The following is a 23,896-nucleotide window of genomic DNA, read 5'->3' on the forward strand; positions in this document are numbered from 1 at the left end:
TGAAGTCAGTTATGATCTGCACCGATTGCTTGGGAAATATGAGTATATCCATCCTGTTTGAGTAAATCCTGGAGGCCCTTATTAATCCGGGTAAGGATCCCGGGTCCTTCATAGATTAATCCTGTATATACTTCAACTAAGCTGGCGCCGGCTCTAATCTTGTCATAGGCGTCTTGGGCCGTGAATATGCCGCCGGCTCCAATGATCGGCAGCTTGCCCTCCGTCAATTGGTAGACGCGGCTGATGACTTCCGTGGAGCGCTTCGTAAGCGGTCTTCCACTCAGTCCGCCAGCTTGCGAACGATTCTCATGCACAAGCCCTTCTCTGCTAAGTGTCGTATTCGTCGCGATAATCCCTGAAACACCGCTGTCCTTAATCGTATGGACGGTTAATTCCAGTTCATCGTCGGTAAGATCCGGCGCAATTTTGACCAAAATAGGCTTGCCCGTGTGACCGTGCTTCTTCTGTTGAAGCTGCATCTCGGCAGTAACCGCATCAAGCAATCGCTTCAAATCATTCCCATGCTGTAAATTACGCAGATCCGGCGTATTTGGTGAGCTGATGTTGACGACAAAGAAGTCGCCATATGTATACAACTCCCGGATACAAGCCCGATAATCCTCTTCGGCCTGCTCGTTGGGCGTCGTTTTATTCTTACCTATGTTAACCGCTACGGGAATGTCGCGTCTTCCTGTTTGCCGCAGGTTGCTCGCCATCTCTTCCGTCCCGACATTGTTGAAGCCCATTCGATTGATTAGGGCCTGGTCCTCGGGAAGCCGAAATAACCGCGGCAGCTCATTGCCCGGCTGAGGCTTCGGCGTGATCGTGCCTACTTCCATGAATCCGAAACCTAATTGCGAGAAGCCTTTGACCGCCTTCGCGTTTTTGTCCAGTCCGGCTGCCAAGCCAACCGGGTTGGCGAACTCCAATCCCCAGATCCGCTGATTCATCAGAGGCGAATGCGGCACTCCGTACATCGACTTGAGCAGCTGCGTTCCGCCTGGGAAGCGGCTTACCGCACTCAGCCCGTCAATCGTCAAATGATGCGCCTTCTCTGGATCCATACGAAACAAAAATGGTTTTGCTAACTTCTTATACAGCATGTCCTATGCACTCCGTTCTCTAATGACTCTAACAGTCAGTTTAGCTGACAACGTGCAATTATGCAATCCAATGTAAGGCTTAAGCTTTATTTTCAAACAAAAAATCCCTGCTCCATGAAGGTTGCAAGGAATTCGATTCTACCTGATCATTCATTATACTTCCGAGCGCTGCAGCAGCCTCTCCAGATGCATCGTCAAATATCCCGTTTCATCATCCGGCACTTCCATCTGAAGCAAATCGCTCAACCCAAGGGAAAGAACTTTCGCCTTCACGTAAGTATCTCCGTATTCTTCTTTAATTTTGTCTAATAGCGTATTCTGCAGCGTCTTTTTTTGTTTCACCCGTTCAATGACGCCTTTCAGATGGGAGATGAATCTCAGTGTGGAGAAGGAATCGTCGAATTGAAAGCCGAGCTCTTTGGCCGCCTCAATCGTCTTGGACACCATGCGGACGACCGCCAGGGAATCCGACGCTTGCTCCTTTTTGCGGGCGCTGTTGAAGTGCATCGTCAAGAAAGCAACTTCGTCCTCAGGCAGTGTAACGTCCAAATGCTCATTCAAGAATTCGACGGCTTTCTTGGCGACTTTATATTCCTCGGGATACATGTATCCGATTTCGTAGGCAAATGGATTCGTGATGAATATGCCGCGCTTCTGCCGCTCAACCGCAAAATTAATATGATCGACTAACGAAGCGTGGATCGTCTCCGAGAAGTCGCCTTCGAGCATGCTCTGCGCATAGGCGATCACCTCTTCGGTTATACCGATGATCTTGACGTCCACCGCATTCAATATTTGTTCGTAATTCTTCAGCACCTCTGACGTATGCAGAAGAAATTCTTGGGAAATTTCCGCTTCCGCAATCGGCATGCCCGGCGTCTTCTTGAAGCCGATCCCCTTGCCGAAAGCAATCGAGTTTTTCCCGGAAGTCAAATGCGCCATCACCACATTGTGGGAGAGAACATGTACAATCGTCCGTTCAATCATAAGACACCTCCAAATCTTTGTTTCGGGGTCCCCGCAAAGTAATCGGAATAGACTTCGAAGGCATACGTCACTTTGTGGGGTAAATTTAGGCTTGTCCTGATTTGTCCTTATGCGTGTGGAGCATAGGTTTGATCCGCTCGCGAATTTGTTCCGATTCCGTTCCGAATACGACGTGTACGTTGCCCTTACCGAGTCGAATAACGCCGATCGCGCCGAGCTCCTTCAGTTCGCTGTCCGCCACGAGTTTCTCCTCGTGGACGAGCAGACGCAGCCGCGTGATGCAAGCATCGATAGAAACGATATTGGACGGCCCGCCGATATGTCTTAAAATGCTCGTCGGACGATCCTCTTGCGGAGCCGCTGCCATTGAGACGTCTTCCGCATCCGCCATGGCCGCTTCCTCGCTGGAGGAGGCTTTTATCGGGAAGAAATGTAAATAGATGCGAAACGTTACGTAATAAAGAACGAAATACCCTGCGCCTGCAAGGAGAATATAGAAGGGATGACTGGACAAGTGCCAGCTGAGCACCAAATCGATGAACCCCGCCGAGAAGCCGAAACCCATTTTCACCTGAAGCACATGCATGAGAAGCATCGAAATGCCCGTCAAACAGGCATGGATCACGTATAATCCTGGAGCTACGAACATAAAAGCGAATTCGATAGGCTCCGTAACGCCCGTCAGGAAGCTGGTCAAGCCCGCGCTCAGCATAACCGGAACGAGCAGCTGCTTATTGTTCGTAGAGGAAGAGCTTCGAATCAGCGCTAGCGCCGCGGCCGGCAGTCCGAACATAATGACCGGGTAGAATCCTGTCATGAACATACCCGCACTCGGATCGCCCGCGAAAAACCTTGTGATATCGCCATGCACGATTTTGCCCGTATCCGTTGTGTAATCCCCGATCTGGAACCACGCGATATTATTGAGGATGTGATGCAAGCCCGTCGGAATGAGCAGGCGATTCATGATACCGTAGATGAGTACGCCGACATTGCCGTTATCCACGATCCATAGCCCGAACACGCTGATGGCCCGCTGAACCGGAGGCCAGATCAAGCCCATGAGCAGCCCCAGAAACACCATCGACATCGCCGTAAGCAGCGGGACGAAGCGCTTCCCGCCGAAGAAACCTAAGGACCTGGGCAGCTGAATGTTCTGGAACCGGTTGTAGAACACGGCTGACAACACCCCGACAAGCATGCCCCCGAGCACACCCATATCCAGCTTTTCCGCCGAAGCGGTTCCCGTGTGAAAGAGCTGTAAAACATTGTTGAACACCAGATAGCCAACCGTTGCCGCGAGCGCAGCAATCCCTTCGCCGGAAGTTAGCCCGATGGCTATGCCAATCGCGAAAATTAACGGCAGATTATCAAAGATCGCACTCCCGCCGGACTCGCATACATGAGCCACCTGCATAAGGAATGGATCGCTGAAGGTCATTTTACCTATACGTAAAAGAATGGATGCCGCCGGCAGCACCGCAATCGGAATCATTAAAGAACGTCCCATTTTCTGCAACATATACATCGATCTCATCATCTGTCACCTATCAAGCCCACAAGTTTGGCCGTTTCTTGTTGGCTTTCGCCTATCCCAATTATAGTAGAAAGAACACCCTCCCGAAAGGATAAAATCCTCTAGGTTAAGGTGTTTTTTCTATGCAAAATTATACGGTTATTTCACTGCACCGGCCGTGATGCCGTTGGCAATCTGGCGCTGGAAAATGATATACACGACCAGCGTGGGAAGCGTCGTAATCAGCAAGCCTGCGAACAATGGCCCCCACTCTACGCGGTATTGCATCTCGGCCTGCATAACGGCAAGTCCGATGGGCAGCGTATATTTCGTCGGCTCGTTCGTCAGAACAACGCCCAAGAAATACTCATTCCAGTTGTTGAGCATATTGGTGATCATCACCGTAATGAGACCTGGCTGCGAAAGCGGCAGCATGACGCGGAAGAATGTCCCGTAGTGGGAAGTTCCGTCGATGATTGCCGCTTCCTCGATCTCCTTCGGCAGCGATTTGTAGAAGCCGACGAGCAGGAAGATGCCGAACGGCAGATTGAGCGCCGCATAGACAAGAATGAGGCCCAACCACGTATTGATCAGATGCAAATCGTTCAGCAGGAAGAACAACGGAATCAGGGCAAGCGCGAACGGAATCATCATCGAGGAGATGTAAATGGTGAAAAGAAGTTTACTTCCTCGGAATTCGTATCTGGCTAAGATGTACGCCGTCATGGCGGATAAAATCATCCCTAGCAGCGTGCTCCCCGCAGTGACTACAATGGAGTTCAGGAAATACGTGCTGAAGTTGTATTTGCTCCAAACATAGGAGAAATTCGACCACAGCAGCGGGAATTTCGGCAGCGCCCATGGGGCGTTCAAGAAAAATTGCTCATTATTTTTGAGCGCATCGAGCAGCGTCCATAGCAGCGGATACAGCACGGCGACGCTCCAAATCAACAGAATGATCCACACAATTAATTTAGCTAACGGATTTTTGATCTCCATCAGGTGGTGCCCCCTCCTCTAGAATCTCTTTCTGGGATGACCTTAATGCATTTCGACGGTTTCTTGGCGCATAATGCGCTGCAGGATAAGGGTGGTGATCAACGAGACGACCAGAATCATAACCCCGATGGCTGCTCCGTAACCGAAATGATATTGTTGAAAAGCCATCCGATACAGATAAGATCCCATCACTTGGGTCGTATTGTCAGGCTGTCCGCCATTCGTCATCAATTGAACGATGACGAAGGATCCGTTCAATGTCGTGATAACAATATTGACGATGGAAACCTTAATTTGCTCCCAGATGAGCGGCATGGTAATGTTGCGGAATTGCGACCATTGACCGGCTCCATCTATATTAGCTGCTTCATAATAAGAAGCAGGAATATTCACGATTGCAGCAATCATCAAGATCATATAAAATCCGATACCCGCCCAAATGGTAGGCGGCAATAGCATCCAAATCGTATGCTGAGGAAAGCCTAACCATGTAATCTCTACTTTTTGACTTGTGAAAAGCGATAAGAAAGCATTCAGGAATCCGATTTGCGGATTATAAATGAAATTCCATAGCACACCGATAACGACAACGGAAATAACATTCGGGATGAAAAAGATGGCGCGGAAGAAGCCGGAGCCCTTTACTTTGAAACGTGTTAAAGCAACCGCAAAGAACGTCGCAAGGATCATAATGCCGATGACTTTGCCTGCTACCAGGAAATAGTCATTGCCGATGGCTCGTAAGATAATTGGATCTTTGAAGAGCTCTTTAAAATTGTCTAAGCCGATAAATGTGCTGTTCTCCGACATTCCTGACCAATCGTAGAATGACTTCTGCAAAGCCTGTATCACAGGATAAATGGTAAATACACAGAAGAACACAAAAGTCGGAATGATGAATGAAGCGATGAATAAATTCCTTTTCCACACTTTTGACTTGGCCTTCATTCTATCCTCACCGTCCTATCATTGAAATGGCGGAGAACGCCGGGGAGTTTACCCGTTCGTCCTCCGCACCGCCTCATTCAATTGCTATTTCTTTTGCTTGGCTACGACATCCGTTACGCGTTTGACCCACTCTTCCGGCGTAATCGTGCCGATCGTCAGAGCAACCGTCGCATCCTGCATCGCTTTATCTACATCAGCGGCGAAGGAAACGTTCGGTACCACAACCGTGTCAGGCGAGGACAGGAATTTCGCAGCGTCCTTAACGAAGTTAGGCGCCTTGGAGGAAGAAATGTCGCCTTTAATATTCGATGGCGCGCCGCTCAGCTCAGCCCATTGGGAAGCTTGCGTTTTGGAGAAGACGAACTGCATGAACGCTTTCGCCGCATCTTTGTTTTTCGCTTTTTTCGCAATGGCGAAAGTCGATGTGGATGTATTGGCTACAACTTTGCCGCCTTTATCCTGTGTGACGGATGGAATGAAGCCGAAGTCGAAGGAAGCCGGCACGTCTTTCGCCATTTCATTCGGGAGCCACAGGCCGTTCGGGATGAACGCATCTTTGTGCTGCAGGAACAAGGACTGAGAATCCGTGTGGTTGATTTGTACGGAAGCTTTGTCGATATAGCCTTTGTCGCGCAGCTGTACGATTTTGTTCAAGCCTTTGATAATGGCCGGGTTTTTCCATGCTTCCAGATTGTTGGTCGCCATATCTTGCAGCAGCTTGTAGTCGTTGTTATTGGCCGATACGATCGCCGGATACAGCACGGAGCCATTGATGTAGTAAGGATATTTACCGGTATGGATGAATGGATTAATGCCGGAAGCTTTGATTTTCTCACTTACAGCCAGGAACTCCTCGAAGTCCTTTGGCTCAGCCCAAGCTTTCTCTTTGAACAACGCTTTGTCGTAGAAAATTCCCCACGAGCTCATCACGAACGGTATGTTATAAATTTTGCCATCGAACTCTTGCGGCTTTTGCGCCAGCAAATCGATAATTTTCTCGCCGTCAACGTTCTTCGCTTCTTTGATCCAATCCGTCAAATCTTCAAGCTGCCCGTCTGTGACCATCTGGCGGTCGAACAGCTCAGGTCCGTCGATATATACGAAATCAGGCGGGTTCCCGGCGATCCAACGGGGCTTCATTTGTTCGTTGATTTTGGGTCCCGCACTTTCTTTAATTTTCAAATCCGGATTTGCCGCTTGGAAGTCGGCAATGACTTTCTTCCACCATTTGTCGCCATAACCGCCGACAAAGTATTGGATTTCAAAATCGCCAGTCAATTTCTTCGCTCCCGCTGCTGTTGGCGCAGCGCTTGCTGCCGTCGTCGGGGCAGCCGTTGCAGCCGGTTTCGCCGTCTCCGCCGGAGCAGCCGTATTACCGCATCCTGCGGCTACAAGTGCCATGGTTGCTGCCAAACCCATTGTTGACCATTTTTTCATGTTCATGTGTTCATCTTCTCCCTTTTTTAATCGTTCTGTTGGATAGCTGGCGTAGCGCAGATCCCGGTTTCTCATCTCTAAAGCTTGGAGCTACCAACCCCTTTCGTGCTATTGGCTTCAGGAAAAAAAATAAAAGGGCATAGTTATAGAAGAGGTCTTGCATTCTTCTAATAACTAATGCCCTTACGGTAACATGTTATTAAAACTCACATATTCAATTAAATTCACTGCCTGATGTGACTAAATATTACACCAAAATAACATCATCGTCAATAGCTCATTTGAAAATTTCTTTGCTTCCGCCAACTTCTATGAAAGCCCTTACTTATGATATGATAGGACATATCGTCTAATTCAAGAAGAAGGGTGATTCCAATGTCCAAACGTAAACCAGCAGCTGTCAATCGAAAAGCCAAAGAGGAGATCAATAAGAAAGCGATCATTTGGACAGGCTCGATTTTGCTCGTTGTCATCATTGTGATGACTGTTTTGATCATTTTGGACAAATAATTGCAAAATAAATGCTTGAATTCATCACATTTCGAATTGTAATCGCTTTCTAACTAAATGTCAACACAAATTGATAAAACCCGTCTGAATCCTGTTCAGACGGGTTTACTACGATGTACTGAATATCTACGTCCACGTTAGTCCAACCATTTGTACTTTTTGCCCGGATTGCTGTCATTCGTCTGCAGCGGCAATCCGAAGGTTTGATCGGGCTTCCCTCGACCCGCACCGACACCGGGAGAGCCGCCTCCGCTTCCGTCGCCTGCGCCGGGCGTCTCTGCAGGCAGGATCCCTTTGCCGATCGTTACTTTCGTCTGATGCGCCACCATATTGTACAGCTCCTCAACGTCCGCCTGCAGCATCCGTACACAACCATGCGACTCGTCCTTCCCGATGCTGGAAGGTTTATTCGTGCCGTGAATCGCATACAGCGTATCCGACAGCGTCATCCCGCGGCTCCCGAACTCCCCGTTCGACTTCCCGTTCGGATTGCGCACTTTCTCGCTGATATAGAACTCGCCCTGCGGCGTTTTGTCACCGCCAAGTCCGACCGGATAGCTGCGTAAAATATAGCTGCCGCTGACAAGCGCCAGCCGATGCTTCTCCGTATCGATCACGATGCGGAGCGGTTCCTGCAGGGGATCCGCAGAAGCTTTAGGCTGCGTGCTGCCGGGTGCACCACGCTCTTGAGCCGCAGGCGGAGACTGGACGGATTTATCATCCGCTGCCTGGCGCCCCGCTTGGGAAGCGGCTGCTTTCACGTTACCGAGCGCTTGCGGGAACAGCTCCTGCAGCTCTGGGGTTAACCCCGGCAGCAGGTTATCCGGATACGGCTTCGTCAGCTGCGCGGCGCTCTCCGGCGGCGCTCCGTTCTTCGCTCCATAGGCTTGGATCGCGCTTTGAAGCACAATCGCTTGCTCCCGGTCACGCATCCATTGATCGATAGCGGGGGTAAGCGCCGTACTGTCGGCGAGCTGGCAGGAGCATACTTGCGATTGGTAAACCTTCAGCGCGGCAGCTCCACCGCCTTCCGGCTGTGTCATAACGCTGAGGAGCGGACTGACCGCCTTATGCCACTCCTTCCACTTGCCGTCCGCGCTTCGCGGCGCCTGCATGATGACGGCTTCGCCCGCTCCTGAACCGGAGGAGGCAAGCACTTGTTCCAGCTTCTTCGACCAATCCCCCTCCGCGAAATACAGCCTCGTCCCTGTCGGTCCCTCCTGCTTCGCCACAGGAGGTGTTGCAGAGGCTGCGGCATTGGCGTTAAGGCCGGCCCCCGCCTTCCCGGCTTCTTTAGGTAAGCCGCTATTGGCGGAATCGATGGCCGCGGGAACCGCCAGCAGCAGCAGAAGCACCATCAGCGGCATCCACCTGCCTTTTCCCTTCGCACGGCCTGCCGTTACCGCCTCTCTGGCGCCCTTGGAGGCCGCAGGGGGATATTCGGGCAGCGGACCTTCGATCGTAATTTTCTGACGCTCAAAGGCCTCGTAAATCTCGCCAGACTGTGCGAAACAATAGGCAGCCTTGCCCTCTTTGCCTTGTGCGGCGTATTCTCGGCCCAGCAAATACCAAGCCATTTTATGATCAGGATGATCCTTGACATATTTCTTCAGGTATAGAGGATCTTCGATCGGATTATGTTGGAAAAACTTTTCCAACCGCTCATTGTCATTCTTCCTGTTCAACCCGGATACCTCCCCATGTTTTTCCAGACTCTCTTTGATTTATCGGCAGCATGGACTCGGAGGTGAAGCCTAAATTAACAAGTCTTGATTTCTATGAGCATAGCGGCCAAATGAAAAAACAAGACTCCTGATTTTCGGGGGCTTGCGGGGCATGCGGGGCTTGCGGGGCGGGCCGGGCGCGCGGGGCGCGCGGGGCGGGCGGGCTTGCGGGCTTGCGGGCTTGCGGGCGCGCGGGCGCGCGGGCTCGCGGGGCGGGCGGGGCATGCGGGGCATGCAGGGCGCGCGGGGCGGGCCGGGCGGGCCGGGCGGGCGGGGCATGCAGGGCGGGCCGGGCATGCGCAGAATGAGGCGTAACTGGAATTTCTCCAGTTATTCCATCCGATTTCTCCATAATCTGAGGCGCAACTGAAGGAAAATTTCCTGCTGATTCCACGAAAAGTGCCATATCGGCTCTTAATAGCGTCCCGAAGGCTACCAGGACCCTGGATTAACTGGTTTTTTTCCAGTTATGCCACCCCAGCGCAGCACCAGAACGCACAAGTACATCCTTACGCTATCCAGTGGGCAGCAGCGGGCAGGTGCGGGCGCTGTCGTACGATAAGGGGTACACCGCACCACTCACCAGTAGGTTAGCGGAAATACGATGCGTTATTTAGCCCTAAGAGGGCTCTTTGGGGGAAGATGCGGAAATACGATTCGCTATCTCGCAGTTGTGCCTTCAATTTCTGCGAAAAACCACTTAATAGCGAACCGTATTTCCTCTTCGTTCGCAGAATGGATGGTTTTCGGCGAAATAGCGCACTGTATTTCCCTTGCGCCGATGGACGTACGACGTGGGAGCTTGCGGGGCAGAAAAGCCTGCCCCAATAAAATAAAGCCTGACAAGGTTCCCCTTGCCAAGCTCATTTATTACTTATATGTTTTCGTACGCACAATTGCCGTCTGTGTGCCGGCATCCCACTGCACGTCCAAGCCAATTTGCTCGGCGAAGAAGCGAATCGGCACATAAGTGCGGTCCTGCTTCACATAAGGCGAAGCGTCCGTAGCCTGCTTCACGTCAGCCTTCCCGGCTTGCTTGAGCACGACGCCTGTTTCCCCGATAGCCAATTCTACGGTTGTATCCCCTTTGACCAGCTGTACCACTTTGCGGCCGTCCAGCTCGTCATATTTCACTTCATAGCCGAACGTCTCGCTGATCGCACGAACGGGAACCATCGTCCGTCCATCTGAAAGCTCCGGTTGTGCGTCGAAAGCGATCGCTTGGCTGCCGTGAACGACCTTAATTCCCTCTTTGGCCAGGCCGGCAGGAAGCTGATATGGCGCTATTTTGCGCACTTTGTTGTTCGAGGCATCCGCCACGACGATATTGCCTTGTTCGGTCACAAGCACGTCTTCCGGGCTATAGAACTGCGCTGCACGCTCGACACCGTCCGCCTCCCCCGTCTGAACGGTCCCGGCAATCGTCGTAACCTTGCCGTCGAACAAATAGCGAACGGCATGATTCAAACTGTCCGCGATCAAGACGCCGCCTTCGGCTGTCACTGCGAGCCCTTTGGGGAAGTCGAACTTCGCCTTCGCCGCCTCGCCATCCGCATAGTCTCCGGCCGCGTATAATTCGTTAGCGCCATACGCTTGGGAAGAACCGGCGACGGTCTTCACGGTGCCAGCCTGCAAATCAACGTAGCGAATCAGCTGGTTGCCCGTATCGCTTACATAGAGATTACCTTTGCCATCCAGCACGAGACCGGAGGGCTCATTGAATTTCGCTGCGCTTAATGCGCCATCTCGGAATTCTCCTGCGAATGACGCCTCGCCCGGCGTAAGCCGCACGGCGCGGTTCGCAGGCGCACTCAGCGTAGTAACCGTGCCGTTCGCCGTAATCTTGCGAATCACATGGTTGAGCGAATCGGCAACATAGACGGTTCCATCCGCCGTTACGGCCACATCGCTCGGATGGTTGAAGCTGGCTGCCGCCCCTTGGCCGTCCTTATTGCCCGGCACGCCGTTACCTGCCAAGGTCGTCACTTGGCCCGCAGCGTCTATTTTCCGAATGGCGTTATTCCCGGAATCGGCGACATATACATTCCCTTGGCCATCGACAGCCAAGCCCTTCGGCGCGTTGAAGAACGCTTGAGACGCTTTGCCGTCCAGAAGCCCCCCTGTCGGGAATCCTTGCGCATTCTTGGTCACCACGACTTCAGGGCCAGCGAACGTCGTCACTTGGCCGTCTGCCAATCGGCGAATGAGGTGGTTGCGGGTGTCCGCGATCAGAATGCTGCCGTCCGGCAGCTGCAGCGTGCTGCCTGGCGCGCGGAAACCGGCCTTCAAGGCGTCGCCGTTCACATCTTCGAAGTCGCCGATCCCGGCCAATGTCGTAACATCGGCAAGTATGCGCCCGCTATCCGAACGCAGCGCATCTCCCGATAAGCCTGCCGCCCAAGCGGACGACCCTCCCATTAAAGCAGCTGCCGCAAGGGAAGAAACGAGAATATGTTTGAAAGGTTTCATTGCTATCTCCTTTTCCTATCTATAGATTAAACGCCCATATCAATATTCAACGTCACCGGCTCAATGCTGGTTTCGGAGAACGGAATCGTTTGTACCGATGTCCCGTCTTTGCGGACAATGACAATTTTGCCTACCGATATCGCTTGTTGCCCGAAACCACGCAGCGGAATCGTAACCAGCTTTTGGGAATCTTTTACATCGATATTGCCTGCATTGCCGAAGTTAGTGACCGTATATACTAATTCTTTCTGCTCAGTACCTTCGTATTCTTTGATATAATCCGCATAATTAGTGCTGCTGTCTCTACCGAAGATTGAGCCGTTAATGAACGGCATGTCGTCGCTATAGAACGTATTATCGCCATACAGCAAATGAACTTCTACGGCATAAATATTTTTGGTATCTTTGAAATTGCTCATAAGGATATCCAAATTGTATTTATTCGGTGTATCACTAGTTCCAGCCATCGCAGCTTGCAAACTCACGGCAGGCACCGGTGCCGGCGGCGTTCCTGGATCCCCTCCGCCTGGGTTACCACTGCCGGGATTACCGCTGCCAGAGTCCGAACCGCCGCTCCCCGGATTCGTCTGAGGCTGATTCCCAGTCGTAGTTTGATTCAGATTCTTCAAAGCGTCTTGCTTCGCCTTCTCTTCGGCTGCCTTCACCGCTTCCAGCTGCTTCTTATTCTGCTCCTCGAGCAGCTTAAGCATCGCTTCCAGCTGCTTTTTCAACTCAGCTTCCTTCTTCTCGCGCTCCAGCTTATTTTTGAGCTTCGCAGCTTCCAGCTTTTTCAGCTGCTCCTGCTTCGCTTTCTCTTTCTCAGGATCGACTCCCGCCGTCTTGTCCAACTCTTTGACTTTACCTAAATCTAACTTCCTGTTATCCAGCGCAATTTTCTTATTCGCTTCATTGATGACTTTATCCATGTCCGATTTATCGATTTTATTTTCTGACAGCGCTTTTTTGGCGATATTGCCGACCAAGTTATCGAAATTTTGCTGCACCTTGTTCAGCTCTTCCAAGCTTTTGATAACAAGGTTCCCATCTTCGGTGACGATGCCTTGGCTTAATTCCTGCTTCTTCTTCTCAATAAATTCATCGTTCTCTTTGTCAATCTCCGCTTTATTCAGGATGAATGCTTTGATGACTTCCGGGGAAGCCTGTGCCACGAAATCCTCCAGATCCAGGAAATCCACTTTCAGCGCAAGATCGTCCGTTTCATCCCGGGAATCCAGCTCAATCTGCTGCGTCGGATACAAATAAGTAATCGTGGTATGCTGTTCGTTGTCAGTGCCAGTCGTTACTGTAGATGCAGATACTTTACCTGCCCCGACCGCCATTTTGATAGCCCCTGTTTTCGGATCGACGGAAACGAAAAACTGCGTTCCACGTACGCCCATTACTGCCGTTGGCGTTTCTACTTCAAATTCATCGTTCGATCCGGCCAGCGATTTGACTTTGACCCACATGGAGCCCGCCCAAACCTTCAGCTTGGACTTTTTGTTTCCATCGGACGAATTGAGATCGGATACGTTGATTTCCGCATTCTCGCCTAGCGTTACATCCGCATCCCCGCTGCTCAAATTCAAAGTAACCGACGAACCGGACCCCGTATACACGGTATCCCCTTGATTCAAGCTCATACTCTCGTAAGCGTCGTACGATTTGGAGCCTCCGCCTTTCTTCACGGTGACATCCCCGGATAACGAAGCAATGACGGCCACCCGCACCGTTTTGGCATCCGCCGGACTTGCGAACAGCCCGGAAATCAAGCTGACGACCAAACACAAGCTTAAGCATAATGAGACAAATGATTTCTTGGAAACTTCCACTCCGAATTCCTCCCCAATTTTCATTCTTACAGATTCCCGATCACTTCGTAGACAGCAACGGGCTTTTCTTTGCCTTTGACCTTAATTTCACCTATCGATTCTATGACGAAAAGATGCTTGACCCTTTCATAGGTTTGCTCGCTAATGAGAATTTGGCCCGGCTTGGCATTGGATTCCAAACGCGCAGACAAATTCACCGTGTCGCCGATAGCGGTATAATCCAAGCGTAAGTCCTCGGATCCGATGTTGCCGACAACAGCAGGTCCGCTGTTAATGCCGAGACCGAATTTCACGCCGATCCCATATTTCTCAATCAGCTTCTGCTCCAAAATGTTCGCCTGGGATTTCATTTCGATCGCAGCCCGAACGGCCATCTCCGGATGGTTCTCATATTCAATCGGAGCGCCGAACATCGCCATCACGCCGTCCCCAATGAATTTGTCGAGCGTTCCGTTAAATTTGAAAATCGCCTTCGTACATACATCCAAATATTCGTTCAACACTTGAATGACCTGCTCGGGCTCAAGCCGCTCAGACATAGGCGTAAACCCGCGGATATCGACGAAAATAAGCGAAATGTCCTTCCGGCTTCCGCCGAGCTTCACATCTTCACCGGATTGCAGCAGTTCATCGACAACGGATTTGGATACGAAGCGTCCGAAAATCCCCGTGACCCGGTTTCTTTCCTTGCGTTCTTCTAAGTAATGACTGACAAGCGACCATATGTAAATTAAAACAAGGGCAAACTGCGGATAAACAAGCGGCGCGAACGTAGAGCCCGCGATATAGAACGTTAACCAAACGCCGCCATACAGCACAAAGATGCCGATGAAAATGAACAGCGCGGTCTTTCCTCTGAATCTCTCAAATAAGAAAATAGCAAGCAGCGAAATAAGCAAAATCAAGCCAATCCCTACAGGCTTACTCGAATCTTGGTAAAACTTGCTCTCCAGCAGTGTTTGAATCATATTGGCATGGATTTCGATTCCGAACATTTTGACCGAAGAAATCGGCGTCGGATATTCATCCTGCATGGCCGTGACGAAAGGCCCTACCAACACGATGCTGCCCTGCAGAGGCAAAGGATTTTTGCTGTTCATCACATCCACGAACGAAAGCATCTCATAACCGGAGGTCGCATCCACCTTCTGCCTGGGCAGTGTGAAAAACTCTGTCGTCACTTGGTTTCTCTCATTGGTTGGCATGACGACATTTCCGCGCTTCCATGCTCCCGTCGTGTCATCTCTCTTGATTCTCTCGTGGTCATCCAGTACTAGATTCGCCAGAGCGACACTGAATGCAGGTATGTAAGTCCCGTTCTCATCCGGCAGTCCAACGGGCAGCTTGCGCGCTTTGCCGTCTTTGTCGACGAACACATTGATATGCGCCATCTGCTGCCGGTCGGTCGTTATTGTCGATGTCGGGTAATCGATTTTGTCAGGCACCAGATCTCCTGCCTGCTGCTGCTTGGAGGGATAGTTAATTTGTATGGGCAAGATGACATTATCGTATTTGGCCATCACATCAGCCAATGCCTTATCGTCTGAGGGGTTTTTGGAAGGTTCGGCCAAGACCACGTCGATGCCGATCGCCGCCGCACCGGATTGTTCCAGCTTCTCGATCAATTGCGCATATATCGAACGGTCCCACGGGAACTTACCGATCGCTTTCAGAGATTTCTCATCAATCTTGACGATTTTGATTCGGTCTTCGGGCTGGCGTTCTTCTACGGACTTCGCCTTGCGCAAAACATCCTGCAGAGGCCCTTCCACAAAATAAAACAAACCGCTCGAGTTGACCGTGTAGAAATATGTCGATAGCAGCATAATCAAAAGTCCTGCCACTACCGTCTTGATCCACTTCTTTTTACCCATATGAACCTCCTTATACCTACTAGATTCATTGTAAGATGGAGGTAGACAAATGGCAATGAATTCTTACATTTATATACAAATTGTAGCAAAAAAAAGCTCAGTTCCCGGTCAGGAACTGAGCTTTTTCGACATTTCGCAGATCGCCTCTACGAATAAGGTATGATTAGTTAAAAGGTGAATCCGCAACTTTGATGGAGTCTGTTGGGCAGCCATCTTGTGCATCCTGCAGATCATCGTACAGATCTTCAGGGATTTCAGTTACCCCTTTGTTGCCGTCTCCATCAAAAATCACTTCCGCCAAGCCTTCATCATCGTAATCATAGATGTCTGGTGCTGTAGCTCCGCAAGCGCCACAAGCGATGCAAGTATCTTTATCAACGAATGTATACTTTGCCATGATTCTACTCCTCCTCGAATTATCCTCATTGTAAAATATAATATAAATGAGGACAAAGTTCAAACCTTAATATTGATCTCCCTCAAAATACCTCTGAATAAAGTCGGCCAGAGCAGAAGCGTCGTTTACATCAAAAATCGGATAAGCCAAACCAGCCATTCCTTCCGCTTCCAGATCGGTGGCAATCGCGATAGGCTCCGGCTCTAGAACATGAACAATTCCTCTCTGCTCTATTGTACGGAAAATCGCGATCTTTGGATGCTTTTCCCTTTTAAAACCTTCAACAAAAACATAATCCAAATGATTCCATGCGCGGACCTGCTCTTGCAGATCGGGCTGCTGCTTCCTTTCGTAGACGTGAACCCCACCCGGGGATAAGGTCACAACCGCATCGGCCCCGGACTCGGCGAAAATAGTTGAATCCGCTCCTGACGCTTCTTTATAATGTCCATGCGCGTCATGTTTCATAACCACAACCCGTTTGTTGCGCCGCTTCATCTCAACGACGAGCTTAGCGATTAACGTTGTCTTGCCGCTGTTCGAGTACCCCGCAAAGCCGATGCAATGCGCCATAAGCTGCCCTCACTTCTCCTCTTCTTGATGAAGGGGGTTGTTCCTCAAATGGTCCATTTGCAAGGAAGTCCCTCTTGCCCTGTGATTGCGGATGAGTGCGGAAGGATCGTCACTCATCATCCCGGCGGTCAGAATCGCATTCTCGCCGAATTTATCCCGGAGCTCATCCATGATCTTATTCAAGTTCTCGCGTTTGGGCTGTTTCTCGTAGTCAAATAAATCGAGCTGAACGAACGTCTCTTCCTTGCTCGTCAGATTTTGCAGGGTAATGCCCAGCAGCCTTACCGGGTTCCCCTCTTCCCACTGATGATCGTACAGTTGACACGAGGTTTTATAAATATCGTCCATGTGCTCCGTAGGTGTAGGAAGCGTTACGGATCTCGTAATCGTTCGCATCTCCGGATCCCGAATCGTGATTTGAATCGTAGAGGCCATCAATTCCTGCTTGCGCAGTCTTCTGGCCACCTGATCGGCAAGATTCAGAAATACGCGGTGAACGTCTTTTCTTTCTATATAATCCCGCGGCAGCGTAGTTGTGTGTCCGATCGACTTGCTCTGTTCTTGTTCCGGATTGACGGGAGCATGATCGATACCGTTCGCCGCCCGCTTCAGATGAGGACCTAGTACGCCGAAATGCTTCGATAATAAAGCCTCGTCGCCGGCCGCCAGCTGACCTAGCGTATGAATCCCGAGCCTCGTAAGCTTATCCGCCGTTTTCTTCCCGATGCCAAATAAATAATTGCACGGTTTATCCCATAACATCCCCGGCACATCCCGCAAGCGCAGGACCGAAATGCCGTTAGGCTTTTTCATATCGGAGCCCATCTTGGCCAGCAGCTTATTAGGCGCAATGCCGATGGAGCAGGGCAGCTGGAGCTCTTTCATAATTCTTTGTTGTATTGCATTCGCAATATCCACAGGCGTACCGAACTGCTTGGATCCTGTAATATCGACGAAGCATTCATCGATCGACATGGATTCGACCATCGGCGAATAGCTGTAGGCAATTTGCATGAACCGCCGGGAGAAGCTGCGATACAGCTCGAAATCCGGGCGGATGAGGATCAAATCGGGGCATATTTTCAGCGCCTGCCTGACCTGCATGCCTGTCTTGATCCCAAGCGCGCGCGCCACATAAGATGAAGTCACGATAATGCCTTTGCGCAGCTCGACGCTGCCTGCGACCGCAATGGGCTTTCCTTTATACGTTTCCGGCTCCACAGCTTCATGTACCGAGCAATAGAAGGCGTTCATATCGATATGCAAAATGACTCTCCCCGACTTGGGATAATGATGCTCCACCGTCACCATTTCACATTCCCCTCCTAGAACCAAAAACAAGTGTGAAAGCCATTTTCAGCATACAAAAAAATAAAGATTCAAGCAAACGCATTTTTGCGATATGATGACTTTATCCGTTGTATTATGGTATAATCGTAAATTATACATTAGCGCTTTAAAGCAAGCATATTCACCCGTACACAAGCAACTAAGTCACTTTGCTAGCTTTTGAAGGAGGAAGCCATGTCAACATCAGTCAAAATCTTCGATACTACATTAAGGGACGGAACTCAGGGAGAAGGCATCAGCCTATCGGTTGAGGATAAAATCAAAATCGCCCGCAAGCTCGACGAGCTCGGGGTTCATTATATTGAAGGCGGATGGCCGGGCAGCAACAGCAAAGATATCGAATTCTTTGAGCGTGTCCGCGACATGAAGTTCAACAACGCAAAGATTACGGCTTTCGGAAGTACAAGACGCAAGGATTCCGTCGCTTCGGAAGACATCAATTTGAATAGACTTGTGGAATCGGGCGTTCAAGTCGCGACGATTTTCGGGAAGTCGTGGGATTTCCACGTACATACCGCGATCCAGACGACACTCGAAGAGAATTTGGCGATGATTTACGACTCCGTGCACTATTTGAAAAGCTGCGGACTTGAAGTCATTTATGATGCGGAGCATTTCTTCGACGGTTACAAAAATAATCCGGACTACGCGCTGCAAACGATCACCAAAGCACAGGATGCGGGAGCGGATTGGATTGTGCTGTGCGACACGAACGGCGGCTCGCTTCCCGGCGAAGTCACCGCGATCGTGACAGCCGTCAAGCAGCATGTGAAGACGCCTGTAGGCATCCATGCGCATAATGATTGCGAATTAGGTGTCGCCAACTCTCTGGCTGCGGTGCAAGCAGGTGCCGGACAAGTTCAGGGTACGATTAACGGATACGGCGAGCGCTGCGGCAACGCGAATTTGAGCTCCATCATCCCGAATCTGCAATTGAAGCTCGGCTATCACGTCATCACGGAGGAACAATTGGCGACCCTAACGCCGGTTTCCCGTTATATCAGCGAGATCGCCAACATGCATATGCCGAACAATCAGCCTTATGTCGGCAACGCGGCATTCGCGCACAAAGGCGGCATTCACGTCTCTGCGATCCTCAAGGATGCCAGCACTTATGAGCATACCAAGCCGGAGCTGGTCGGCAACAAACAGCGCGTCCTCGTCTCCGAATTGGCCGGACAAAGCAACGTGCTGGTGAAAGCGCAAGAGCTGAATCTCGACTTCAACAAAGAGCACCAGAAGACCAAAGAAGTCATCGAGAAAATCAAGGATCTCGAGCACCAAGGCTACCAATTCGAAGGCGCGGATGCGACGCTGGAGCTGCTGCTTCGCGAAGCTATCGAAGGGCTCGAAGAGATTTTCACCCTGGAATCGTTCAAAATGCTGGTAGAGAAATCGGCGAACCAATCCGTCGTTTCGGAAGCAATCGTCAAAGTGAAAGTGCACGGAGAGACGATCTATACCGCGGCGGAAGGCAACGGCCCCGTCAACGCTTTGGACAATGCGCTGCGCAAAGCACTGATTCAGTACTATCCGGACATCAAGAACATTCACTTGTCCGATTATAAGGTTCGCGTCCTCGACGAGAAAGACGCCACCGCAGGCAAGGTCCGCGTCTTGATGGAGACGACGGATTTCAATTCAACCTGGAACACGCTCGGCGTATCCAGCAACATCATCGAAGCAAGCTGGTACGCACTGGTGGACAGCTTGCGCTACGCCCTCATTGGCAGACAGCGCGTCGAGCCGGCGAACAAAGACCAGAACGAGCGCCTCGGTCTCGTCAACCACTAATAAGCCAAAAGCTGCAAATCAGCCCGTTCTCGGGCCGATCTGCAGCTTTTCTTGTTTATCCCTTGATAAGCCCGGCAATCTTTTTATCCAATTCTTTGGGCGATACGACGTGGATAACTTCGCGAACGACTCCGTTCCGATCAATCAGGAAGCTCGTCGGAATCGCCAAGACACGATAGGCATCCGCATTCGTACCTTGTTTGTCAAGCAGCACCGGGAAAGGGTATTTATAAGTGTCCACGAACTTCTTAATATTCTCCATTTTATCTCCAGGCGTTACGTTCACCGCATAAAGATCGAATTGCCCCTGATATTTGTTATACACATTCACCAGATCCGGCGCTTCTTCCTCGCACGGACCGCACCAGGAAGCCCAGAAATTCACGAGCAGCGGCTTCTCTCGGGGACCGCCGATCGAGTATGTCTTACCGTCAAGTCCTGTCAACGTGAAGGATGGCGCCAAATAATTCACCTGGGGCGCCTGTTCGGTAGGCATAAGAGTTTGCTTATTCTCGCGCTGGGCGTTTTGATAGATCGCAATCCCTGCCAACACAAGGACCAAAGCGATCACAATTACATTTTTCTTCAAAATGCCTGTTCACCTCCACTCTGTCTATATTATCTCCAATTCGCCGAAATTTCCAACATCGGTTGTTCCCAAGTATGCTTTCCCCTCAATGGGGAAAAGTAAGGTCTGACAAACACATGGAAAGGAAGCCAACAGGTGAACAAAGCAGCCACAGCTAAGAAAAAATTCAAAAGCGGCTCCAATAACTGGACCAGCCATAACAGCACTAATTCTTCTAATAAGCCGAATTCCAAAGAATCATCCGGCAATGGGTCCGTTTGGCAATACATCGCCATTGCAACGATTCCCTTGGTGCTCGTGCTGGGCAACTCCATGCTGGTCCCGATCTTGCCGGATCTTCAAGACAAAATGGGCATCTCCCGTTTCCAAAGCTCGCTCGTTATCACCTTGTTCTCCATCGCAGCAGGCATCGTCATTCCCGTCTCCGGCTATTTGTCGGATCGATTCACACGGAAGGCCGTCATCATTCCATCACTCATCATCTATGGCGCTGCAGGCATCCTGGCAGGCTTCGGGGCGGTGTGGAACTCCTACACCATCCTTATCATCGCCAGAGCCATACAAGGCCTTGGAGCGGCCGGAACAGCCCCTATCGCAATGGCGTTAGTCGGCGACCTCTACAAGGGAGGGGAAGCAAGTAAAGCATTAGGATTGATCGAAGCTTCCAACGGTACCGGCAAAGTTGTGTCTCCAATCTTGGGCTCCTTGATCGCCATGATCGTCTGGTACGCGCCATTCTTCGCCTTCCCTGTGTTCTGCCTGCTTGCCCTGCTCGCCGTCATCTTCATGATCAAGGAGCCCCCCAACAAGAAGAAGGCCGATCCGCTCGGTGTCTACCTGGGGCATATTCGAGATATTATGAAGCAAAAAGGGCACTGGCTCATCCCCGCCTTTTTCGCGGGATCCATCACACTGTTCATCCTTTTCGGCGTACTCTTTTATTTGTCGCAAATATTAGAGGAGAAGCCGTACAACATCGACGGCGTTCGCAAAGGTCTTGTGCTGGCGATTCCATTGCTATGCATGGTCATCACCTCCTACACCACAGGCGCGAAGATCAAACAAAACGGCACCCTGATGCGCTGGTTGATGAATATCGGGCTGGTCATCATGACGATTTCATTAACGCTCGCCATCTTTCTGAACACCAATCTATACGTCTTCATCGGCTTGCTTTCTCTCAGCGGTATTGGAACAGGCCTTCTGCTTCCTTGTTTGAACACCATGATTACCGGTTCCGTCGAACGCGACCAACGGGGTATGATCACATCGCTATACAACAGCCTGCGTTTCATTGGCGTGGCTTTAGGGCCGCCTTTATTCGGTTGGCTGATGAACATGTCGCACAAAACTTTATTCATTACCGTTTCAGCTTTGGCGCTGCTCATGCTGGGTCTCGTTTTCTTCTTCATTAAACCGGATAAGCAAATGGTCCAGAAAGCATGATATACTAACCTTCAAACGAATGTTGCGCAAATTGGGGGGATGCAGATGATCGTGCAATTTAAGAAAGAACTATACGAGCATCTGCTTTCCCACAGCTTGCAAATGCTGCCCGAAGAAGCTTGCGGCCTCCTGCTTGGTGAATCAGAACCAAGGCGGCATGCAACAACCCTTCGCGCCCAACGTTTCGCCCCTTTAACCAACCATGCCGCCAACCCGCAGCGGCATTTTGAATTAAACCCTGCAGAGCTCCTTCCTTACCTCATGGATCGCAAGCATCCGGTCATCGGGTTGTTTCACTCGCATCCTGCAGCTCCCGCCATCCCGTCTCAGGAGGATCTGCAAACGCTCTGGCACTCCCTCCCAAGCTATTGGATCTTATCCTTGCAGCAGCCGCACAAGCCGGACCTTCAGCTGTTCCAAATAAAAAAAGCCACATCGACCACGTATCACAAACTCGCGTTTGCAATCGATCAATGATGGCTTAATAAAGCGTACAAATCCCCTAATGTATCTACATTCCTTGCTTTGATCTCTTCCATGAACCTGGACCACAGCTGCGCCGTCATCAAGGAATCTTCCAGGGCGTGATGGCGTTGCGTAATCGGAATCTCATAAGCATGAAGCAGCGCATCCAAGCTCAAGTCTTTCCGTTTCGGCATCAGCCATTTGGCAATCATCATCGTGTCGAGCACGCGATGCGACAAGCTGACTTTGGACGTCCGCCAAAGCGCCGAATTCAAAAAGTTTTTGTCATGCCCGGTTGCATGAGCCACCAAAATCCGCTGCTGAACGAACTCGAGGAAATCGCTGAGCACACCGATCAGTTCAGGCGCATCCGCGGCCATTTCATTCGTTATGCCTGTCAATTCAACGATGTCGTCCGGGATTTTACGCTTCGGATTCACCATACTATAGAAGGTGTGATCTCTTTGAATGTCACCGCCAATGACGGAGACGCCGCCGAAAGAAATAATTTCATCGCCGTTATAAGGTGAAAACCCCGTCGTTTCCAAATCAAAAACGACAATTTCTATAGAGTGCAGCGGTATTTCAAACAGGGAATCTTTCCGCTGTTCTTTCAACATGGAGCGAATAAAAGCCATCTGCTGAGCACTTTGCACATCAAACATGGAAGTGATGGCAGGAGTAAGCCCCCCCATTTTGTACAAATGCCACATACGTCCGGCCGGCCGCATATCCTTCATCCCATTTCACCTCTCCAGCACAGGAAACATGCAATCCGATTTATCTAACCTTTTCTCTCTAAATGTGAAACAATCGACTTTTTCACATAACGCTGAAGCTCGACCCCCGCGCGCAGACATTGTTTTAACTCAAGCTTAATGTCCTTGGATAATTGATCGGCCGCTAACTTCCCGCGGGTCGTGTATAGATCGCCTTCAAGCTGAAACGGCGTCAGATCTCGGAGCTTAAGCGCAACGCCGAATGCTTCCCGCCATTCATCCGCCAGCCGCTCCGGAATGAACGAGCTTGCTTTGAGCCGTTCAATTCTTTCGAACGTTGAGGAGCTTGTGATTCCCGCTTGGATCGCCAACAGCCGAATGCCGTTTACGATAGGAATATAAGCGCCATATTTAATGTCGAAGCCGCCTGCGTCCTCGCCGTATCTTTCGGTAATCAACTGCCCGAATACACCAAGCGATATTTTGTGATGAAGCGTATTGGATAAGAGCTGATTCAAAATAGCTGGATTCTGTTTCACATAATCAAGAAATGTCTTATTGAGCTGTTCCACTAACACTGGCGAACCATATATACAGCGCATATCCGCCATGATGAGCAGATAACGCACATTTTCCCACACCGGTTCCTGCAGCCATCGCAGCAGCATCGCCTTATACTCCGCTGCCGGCTTGCGCCATTGCTTGTTGCTGGATACGACATTCCCCTCGCAAGGCGGATAGCCCAAAGCTTCGAGACCACGCAGCGTGCAATCTACCAATTTCGCAAAATAATCTTCAACTTCTTCCATAGTATGCTCTGTGCTTTCGCTGAAAATAAGACCGTTATCCTGATCGCTCCAAAGCGTCTGCTCGCTTCGTCCTCCGCTGCCGAATAACATAAAAGCATAGGGCACGGGCGGCTTGCCATGACCTTCATCCTCCAGCATATGTTCCGCCAGTTCGATCGTTCGCCGGATGAATGCGTCGTGTATCGCGTTGATGGTGCGGTTCATGTCAGGCGCATGAGCGAAAAGGAGATGCTCCCGAAACATCTCATGCACCTGATCTCTGGTTATCCGCATCTCATCGAACTGTTCCGATTGGTAGATACGTTCCAGGATCTGTTCCATTGAGAGATGTTTCATGTTGCATCCCCTTTGCTCA

20 protein-coding genes are annotated in these 23,896 nt (G+C 50.6%); 4 read left to right on the top strand and 16 right to left on the bottom strand.

The window, feature by feature from the left end:
* Positions 1-5: 5 nt before the first annotated feature.
* The 6 genes from PUT07_RS01280 to PUT07_RS01305 all read right to left on the bottom strand — a co-directional run bounded on the left by PUT07_RS01280 (position 6) and on the right by PUT07_RS01305 (position 6,996).
* On the bottom strand, positions 6-1,103 hold the full coding sequence (locus PUT07_RS01280) for a quinone-dependent dihydroorotate dehydrogenase (protein ID WP_274465915.1): 1,098 nt from the start codon (positions 1,101-1,103) through the stop codon (positions 6-8).
* 153 nt (positions 1,104-1,256) lie between these two features.
* Positions 1,257-2,090 (bottom strand): PRD domain-containing protein, encoded by an 834-nt coding sequence (locus PUT07_RS01285; protein WP_274465916.1) that lies wholly within the window; start codon positions 2,088-2,090, stop codon positions 1,257-1,259.
* Between the two features lie 85 nt (positions 2,091-2,175).
* Positions 2,176-3,612 carry a PTS transporter subunit EIIC gene (locus PUT07_RS01290; protein ID WP_338000733.1) on the bottom strand — a complete coding sequence of 479 codons (1,437 nt, stop codon included), beginning with the start codon at positions 3,610-3,612 and terminating at the stop codon, positions 2,176-2,178.
* Between the two features lie 153 nt (positions 3,613-3,765).
* A complete protein-coding gene (locus PUT07_RS01295; protein ID WP_274465918.1) occupies positions 3,766-4,605 on the bottom strand; it encodes a carbohydrate ABC transporter permease in 840 nt (279 codons plus the stop codon).
* 42 nt (positions 4,606-4,647) lie between these two features.
* Complete coding sequence (locus tag PUT07_RS01300) at positions 4,648-5,553, bottom strand: carbohydrate ABC transporter permease (protein ID WP_274465919.1); 906 nt, start codon at positions 5,551-5,553, stop codon at positions 4,648-4,650.
* 84 nt (positions 5,554-5,637) lie between these two features.
* Entirely contained in the window at positions 5,638-6,996 is a 1,359-nt protein-coding gene (locus tag PUT07_RS01305) for an ABC transporter substrate-binding protein (RefSeq protein ID WP_274465920.1), read from the bottom strand.
* Between the two features lie 369 nt (positions 6,997-7,365).
* Here PUT07_RS01305 and PUT07_RS01310 point away from each other — a divergent pair, with 369 nt between their 5' ends.
* Complete coding sequence (locus tag PUT07_RS01310; RefSeq protein ID WP_274465921.1) at positions 7,366-7,500, top strand: hypothetical protein; 135 nt, start codon at positions 7,366-7,368, stop codon at positions 7,498-7,500.
* A 137-nt stretch (positions 7,501-7,637) separates the two neighbouring features.
* On the opposite strand, the gene PUT07_RS01315 is transcribed toward PUT07_RS01310, so the two are convergent.
* The 7 genes from PUT07_RS01315 to PUT07_RS01345 all read right to left on the bottom strand — a co-directional run bounded on the left by PUT07_RS01315 (position 7,638) and on the right by PUT07_RS01345 (position 17,680).
* Positions 7,638-9,185, bottom strand: coding sequence for a L,D-transpeptidase (locus tag PUT07_RS01315; protein ID WP_274465923.1), 1,548 nt, complete (start codon positions 9,183-9,185; stop codon positions 7,638-7,640).
* A gap of 909 nt (positions 9,186-10,094) precedes the next feature.
* The gene (locus PUT07_RS01320; RefSeq protein ID WP_274465925.1) at positions 10,095-11,693 is read right to left on the bottom strand and encodes a stalk domain-containing protein; all 1,599 of its coding nucleotides are present in this window, start codon (positions 11,691-11,693) and stop codon (positions 10,095-10,097) included.
* A gap of 26 nt (positions 11,694-11,719) precedes the next feature.
* Complete coding sequence (locus PUT07_RS01325) at positions 11,720-13,525, bottom strand: FecR family protein (RefSeq protein ID WP_274465926.1); 1,806 nt, start codon at positions 13,523-13,525, stop codon at positions 11,720-11,722.
* Positions 13,526-13,551: 26 nt separating this feature from the next.
* Positions 13,552-15,399 carry an adenylate/guanylate cyclase domain-containing protein gene (locus PUT07_RS01330; protein WP_274465928.1) on the bottom strand — a complete coding sequence of 616 codons (1,848 nt, stop codon included), beginning with the start codon at positions 15,397-15,399 and terminating at the stop codon, positions 13,552-13,554.
* 163 nt (positions 15,400-15,562) lie between these two features.
* Positions 15,563-15,796, bottom strand: coding sequence for a ferredoxin (locus PUT07_RS01335; protein WP_126141398.1), 234 nt, complete (start codon positions 15,794-15,796; stop codon positions 15,563-15,565).
* A gap of 66 nt (positions 15,797-15,862) precedes the next feature.
* Positions 15,863-16,369, bottom strand: a complete 507-nt coding sequence (gene mobB / locus PUT07_RS01340; protein ID WP_274465929.1) for a molybdopterin-guanine dinucleotide biosynthesis protein B — start codon at positions 16,367-16,369, stop codon at positions 15,863-15,865.
* 9 nt (positions 16,370-16,378) lie between these two features.
* Positions 16,379-17,680 carry a DNA polymerase IV gene (locus PUT07_RS01345; RefSeq protein ID WP_274465930.1) on the bottom strand — a complete coding sequence of 434 codons (1,302 nt, stop codon included), beginning with the start codon at positions 17,678-17,680 and terminating at the stop codon, positions 16,379-16,381.
* Positions 17,681-17,893: 213 nt separating this feature from the next.
* On the opposite strand from PUT07_RS01345, the gene cimA reads away from it, so the two are divergent.
* Positions 17,894-19,513, top strand: coding sequence for a citramalate synthase (cimA, locus tag PUT07_RS01350; RefSeq protein ID WP_274465931.1), 1,620 nt, complete (start codon positions 17,894-17,896; stop codon positions 19,511-19,513).
* Between the two features lie 55 nt (positions 19,514-19,568).
* Here the strand turns inward: cimA and PUT07_RS01355 are convergent, their stop codons facing one another.
* Positions 19,569-20,102, bottom strand: a complete 534-nt coding sequence (locus PUT07_RS01355) for a TlpA family protein disulfide reductase (protein WP_274465932.1) — start codon at positions 20,100-20,102, stop codon at positions 19,569-19,571.
* Between the two features lie 135 nt (positions 20,103-20,237).
* On the opposite strand from PUT07_RS01355, the gene PUT07_RS01360 reads away from it, so the two are divergent.
* Entirely contained in the window at positions 20,238-21,548 is a 1,311-nt protein-coding gene (locus PUT07_RS01360) for an MFS transporter (RefSeq protein WP_274465934.1), read from the top strand.
* 45 nt (positions 21,549-21,593) lie between these two features.
* Positions 21,594-22,025 (top strand): M67 family metallopeptidase, encoded by a 432-nt coding sequence (locus PUT07_RS01365; protein WP_274465935.1) that lies wholly within the window; start codon positions 21,594-21,596, stop codon positions 22,023-22,025.
* Here PUT07_RS01365 and PUT07_RS01370 read toward each other — a convergent pair.
* Positions 22,019-22,753: an exonuclease domain-containing protein gene (locus PUT07_RS01370; RefSeq protein WP_274465936.1), complete on the bottom strand. Its 735-nt coding sequence runs from the start codon at positions 22,751-22,753 to the stop codon at positions 22,019-22,021. The two genes, PUT07_RS01365 and PUT07_RS01370, sit on opposite strands and share 7 nt — an antisense overlap.
* 44 nt (positions 22,754-22,797) lie before the next feature.
* Positions 22,798-23,877 (bottom strand): DUF294 nucleotidyltransferase-like domain-containing protein, encoded by a 1,080-nt coding sequence (locus PUT07_RS01375; protein ID WP_274465937.1) that lies wholly within the window; start codon positions 23,875-23,877, stop codon positions 22,798-22,800.
* Between the last annotated feature and the right edge of the window lie 19 nt (positions 23,878-23,896).

Source organism: Paenibacillus sp. MAHUQ-63 (assembly GCF_028765165.1).
GTDB lineage: Bacteria > Bacillota > Bacilli > Paenibacillales > NBRC-103111 > Paenibacillus_E.

Coding starts and splice junctions, on each gene's coding strand:
- cimA (WP_274465931.1), top strand. CDS start 17,894: ATGTCAACATCAGTCAAAATCTTCGATACTACATTAAGGGACGGAACT.
- PUT07_RS01320 (WP_274465925.1), bottom strand. CDS start 11,693: ATGAAACCTTTCAAACATATTCTCGTTTCTTCCCTTGCGGCAGCTGCT.
- PUT07_RS01310 (WP_274465921.1), top strand. CDS start 7,366: ATGTCCAAACGTAAACCAGCAGCTGTCAATCGAAAAGCCAAAGAGGAG.
- PUT07_RS01290 (WP_338000733.1), bottom strand. CDS start 3,612: ATGTTGCAGAAAATGGGACGTTCTTTAATGATTCCGATTGCGGTGCTG.
- PUT07_RS01300 (WP_274465919.1), bottom strand. CDS start 5,553: ATGAAGGCCAAGTCAAAAGTGTGGAAAAGGAATTTATTCATCGCTTCA.
- PUT07_RS01280 (WP_274465915.1), bottom strand. CDS start 1,103: ATGCTGTATAAGAAGTTAGCAAAACCATTTTTGTTTCGTATGGATCCA.
- mobB (WP_274465929.1), bottom strand. CDS start 16,369: ATGGCGCATTGCATCGGCTTTGCGGGGTACTCGAACAGCGGCAAGACA.
- PUT07_RS01345 (WP_274465930.1), bottom strand. CDS start 17,680: ATGGTGACGGTGGAGCATCATTATCCCAAGTCGGGGAGAGTCATTTTG.
- PUT07_RS01365 (WP_274465935.1), top strand. CDS start 21,594: ATGATCGTGCAATTTAAGAAAGAACTATACGAGCATCTGCTTTCCCAC.
- PUT07_RS01375 (WP_274465937.1), bottom strand. CDS start 23,877: ATGAAACATCTCTCAATGGAACAGATCCTGGAACGTATCTACCAATCG.
- PUT07_RS01285 (WP_274465916.1), bottom strand. CDS start 2,090: ATGATTGAACGGACGATTGTACATGTTCTCTCCCACAATGTGGTGATG.
- PUT07_RS01295 (WP_274465918.1), bottom strand. CDS start 4,605: ATGGAGATCAAAAATCCGTTAGCTAAATTAATTGTGTGGATCATTCTG.
- PUT07_RS01330 (WP_274465928.1), bottom strand. CDS start 15,399: ATGGGTAAAAAGAAGTGGATCAAGACGGTAGTGGCAGGACTTTTGATT.
- PUT07_RS01335 (WP_126141398.1), bottom strand. CDS start 15,796: ATGGCAAAGTATACATTCGTTGATAAAGATACTTGCATCGCTTGTGGC.
- PUT07_RS01305 (WP_274465920.1), bottom strand. CDS start 6,996: ATGAACATGAAAAAATGGTCAACAATGGGTTTGGCAGCAACCATGGCA.
- PUT07_RS01370 (WP_274465936.1), bottom strand. CDS start 22,753: ATGAAGGATATGCGGCCGGCCGGACGTATGTGGCATTTGTACAAAATG.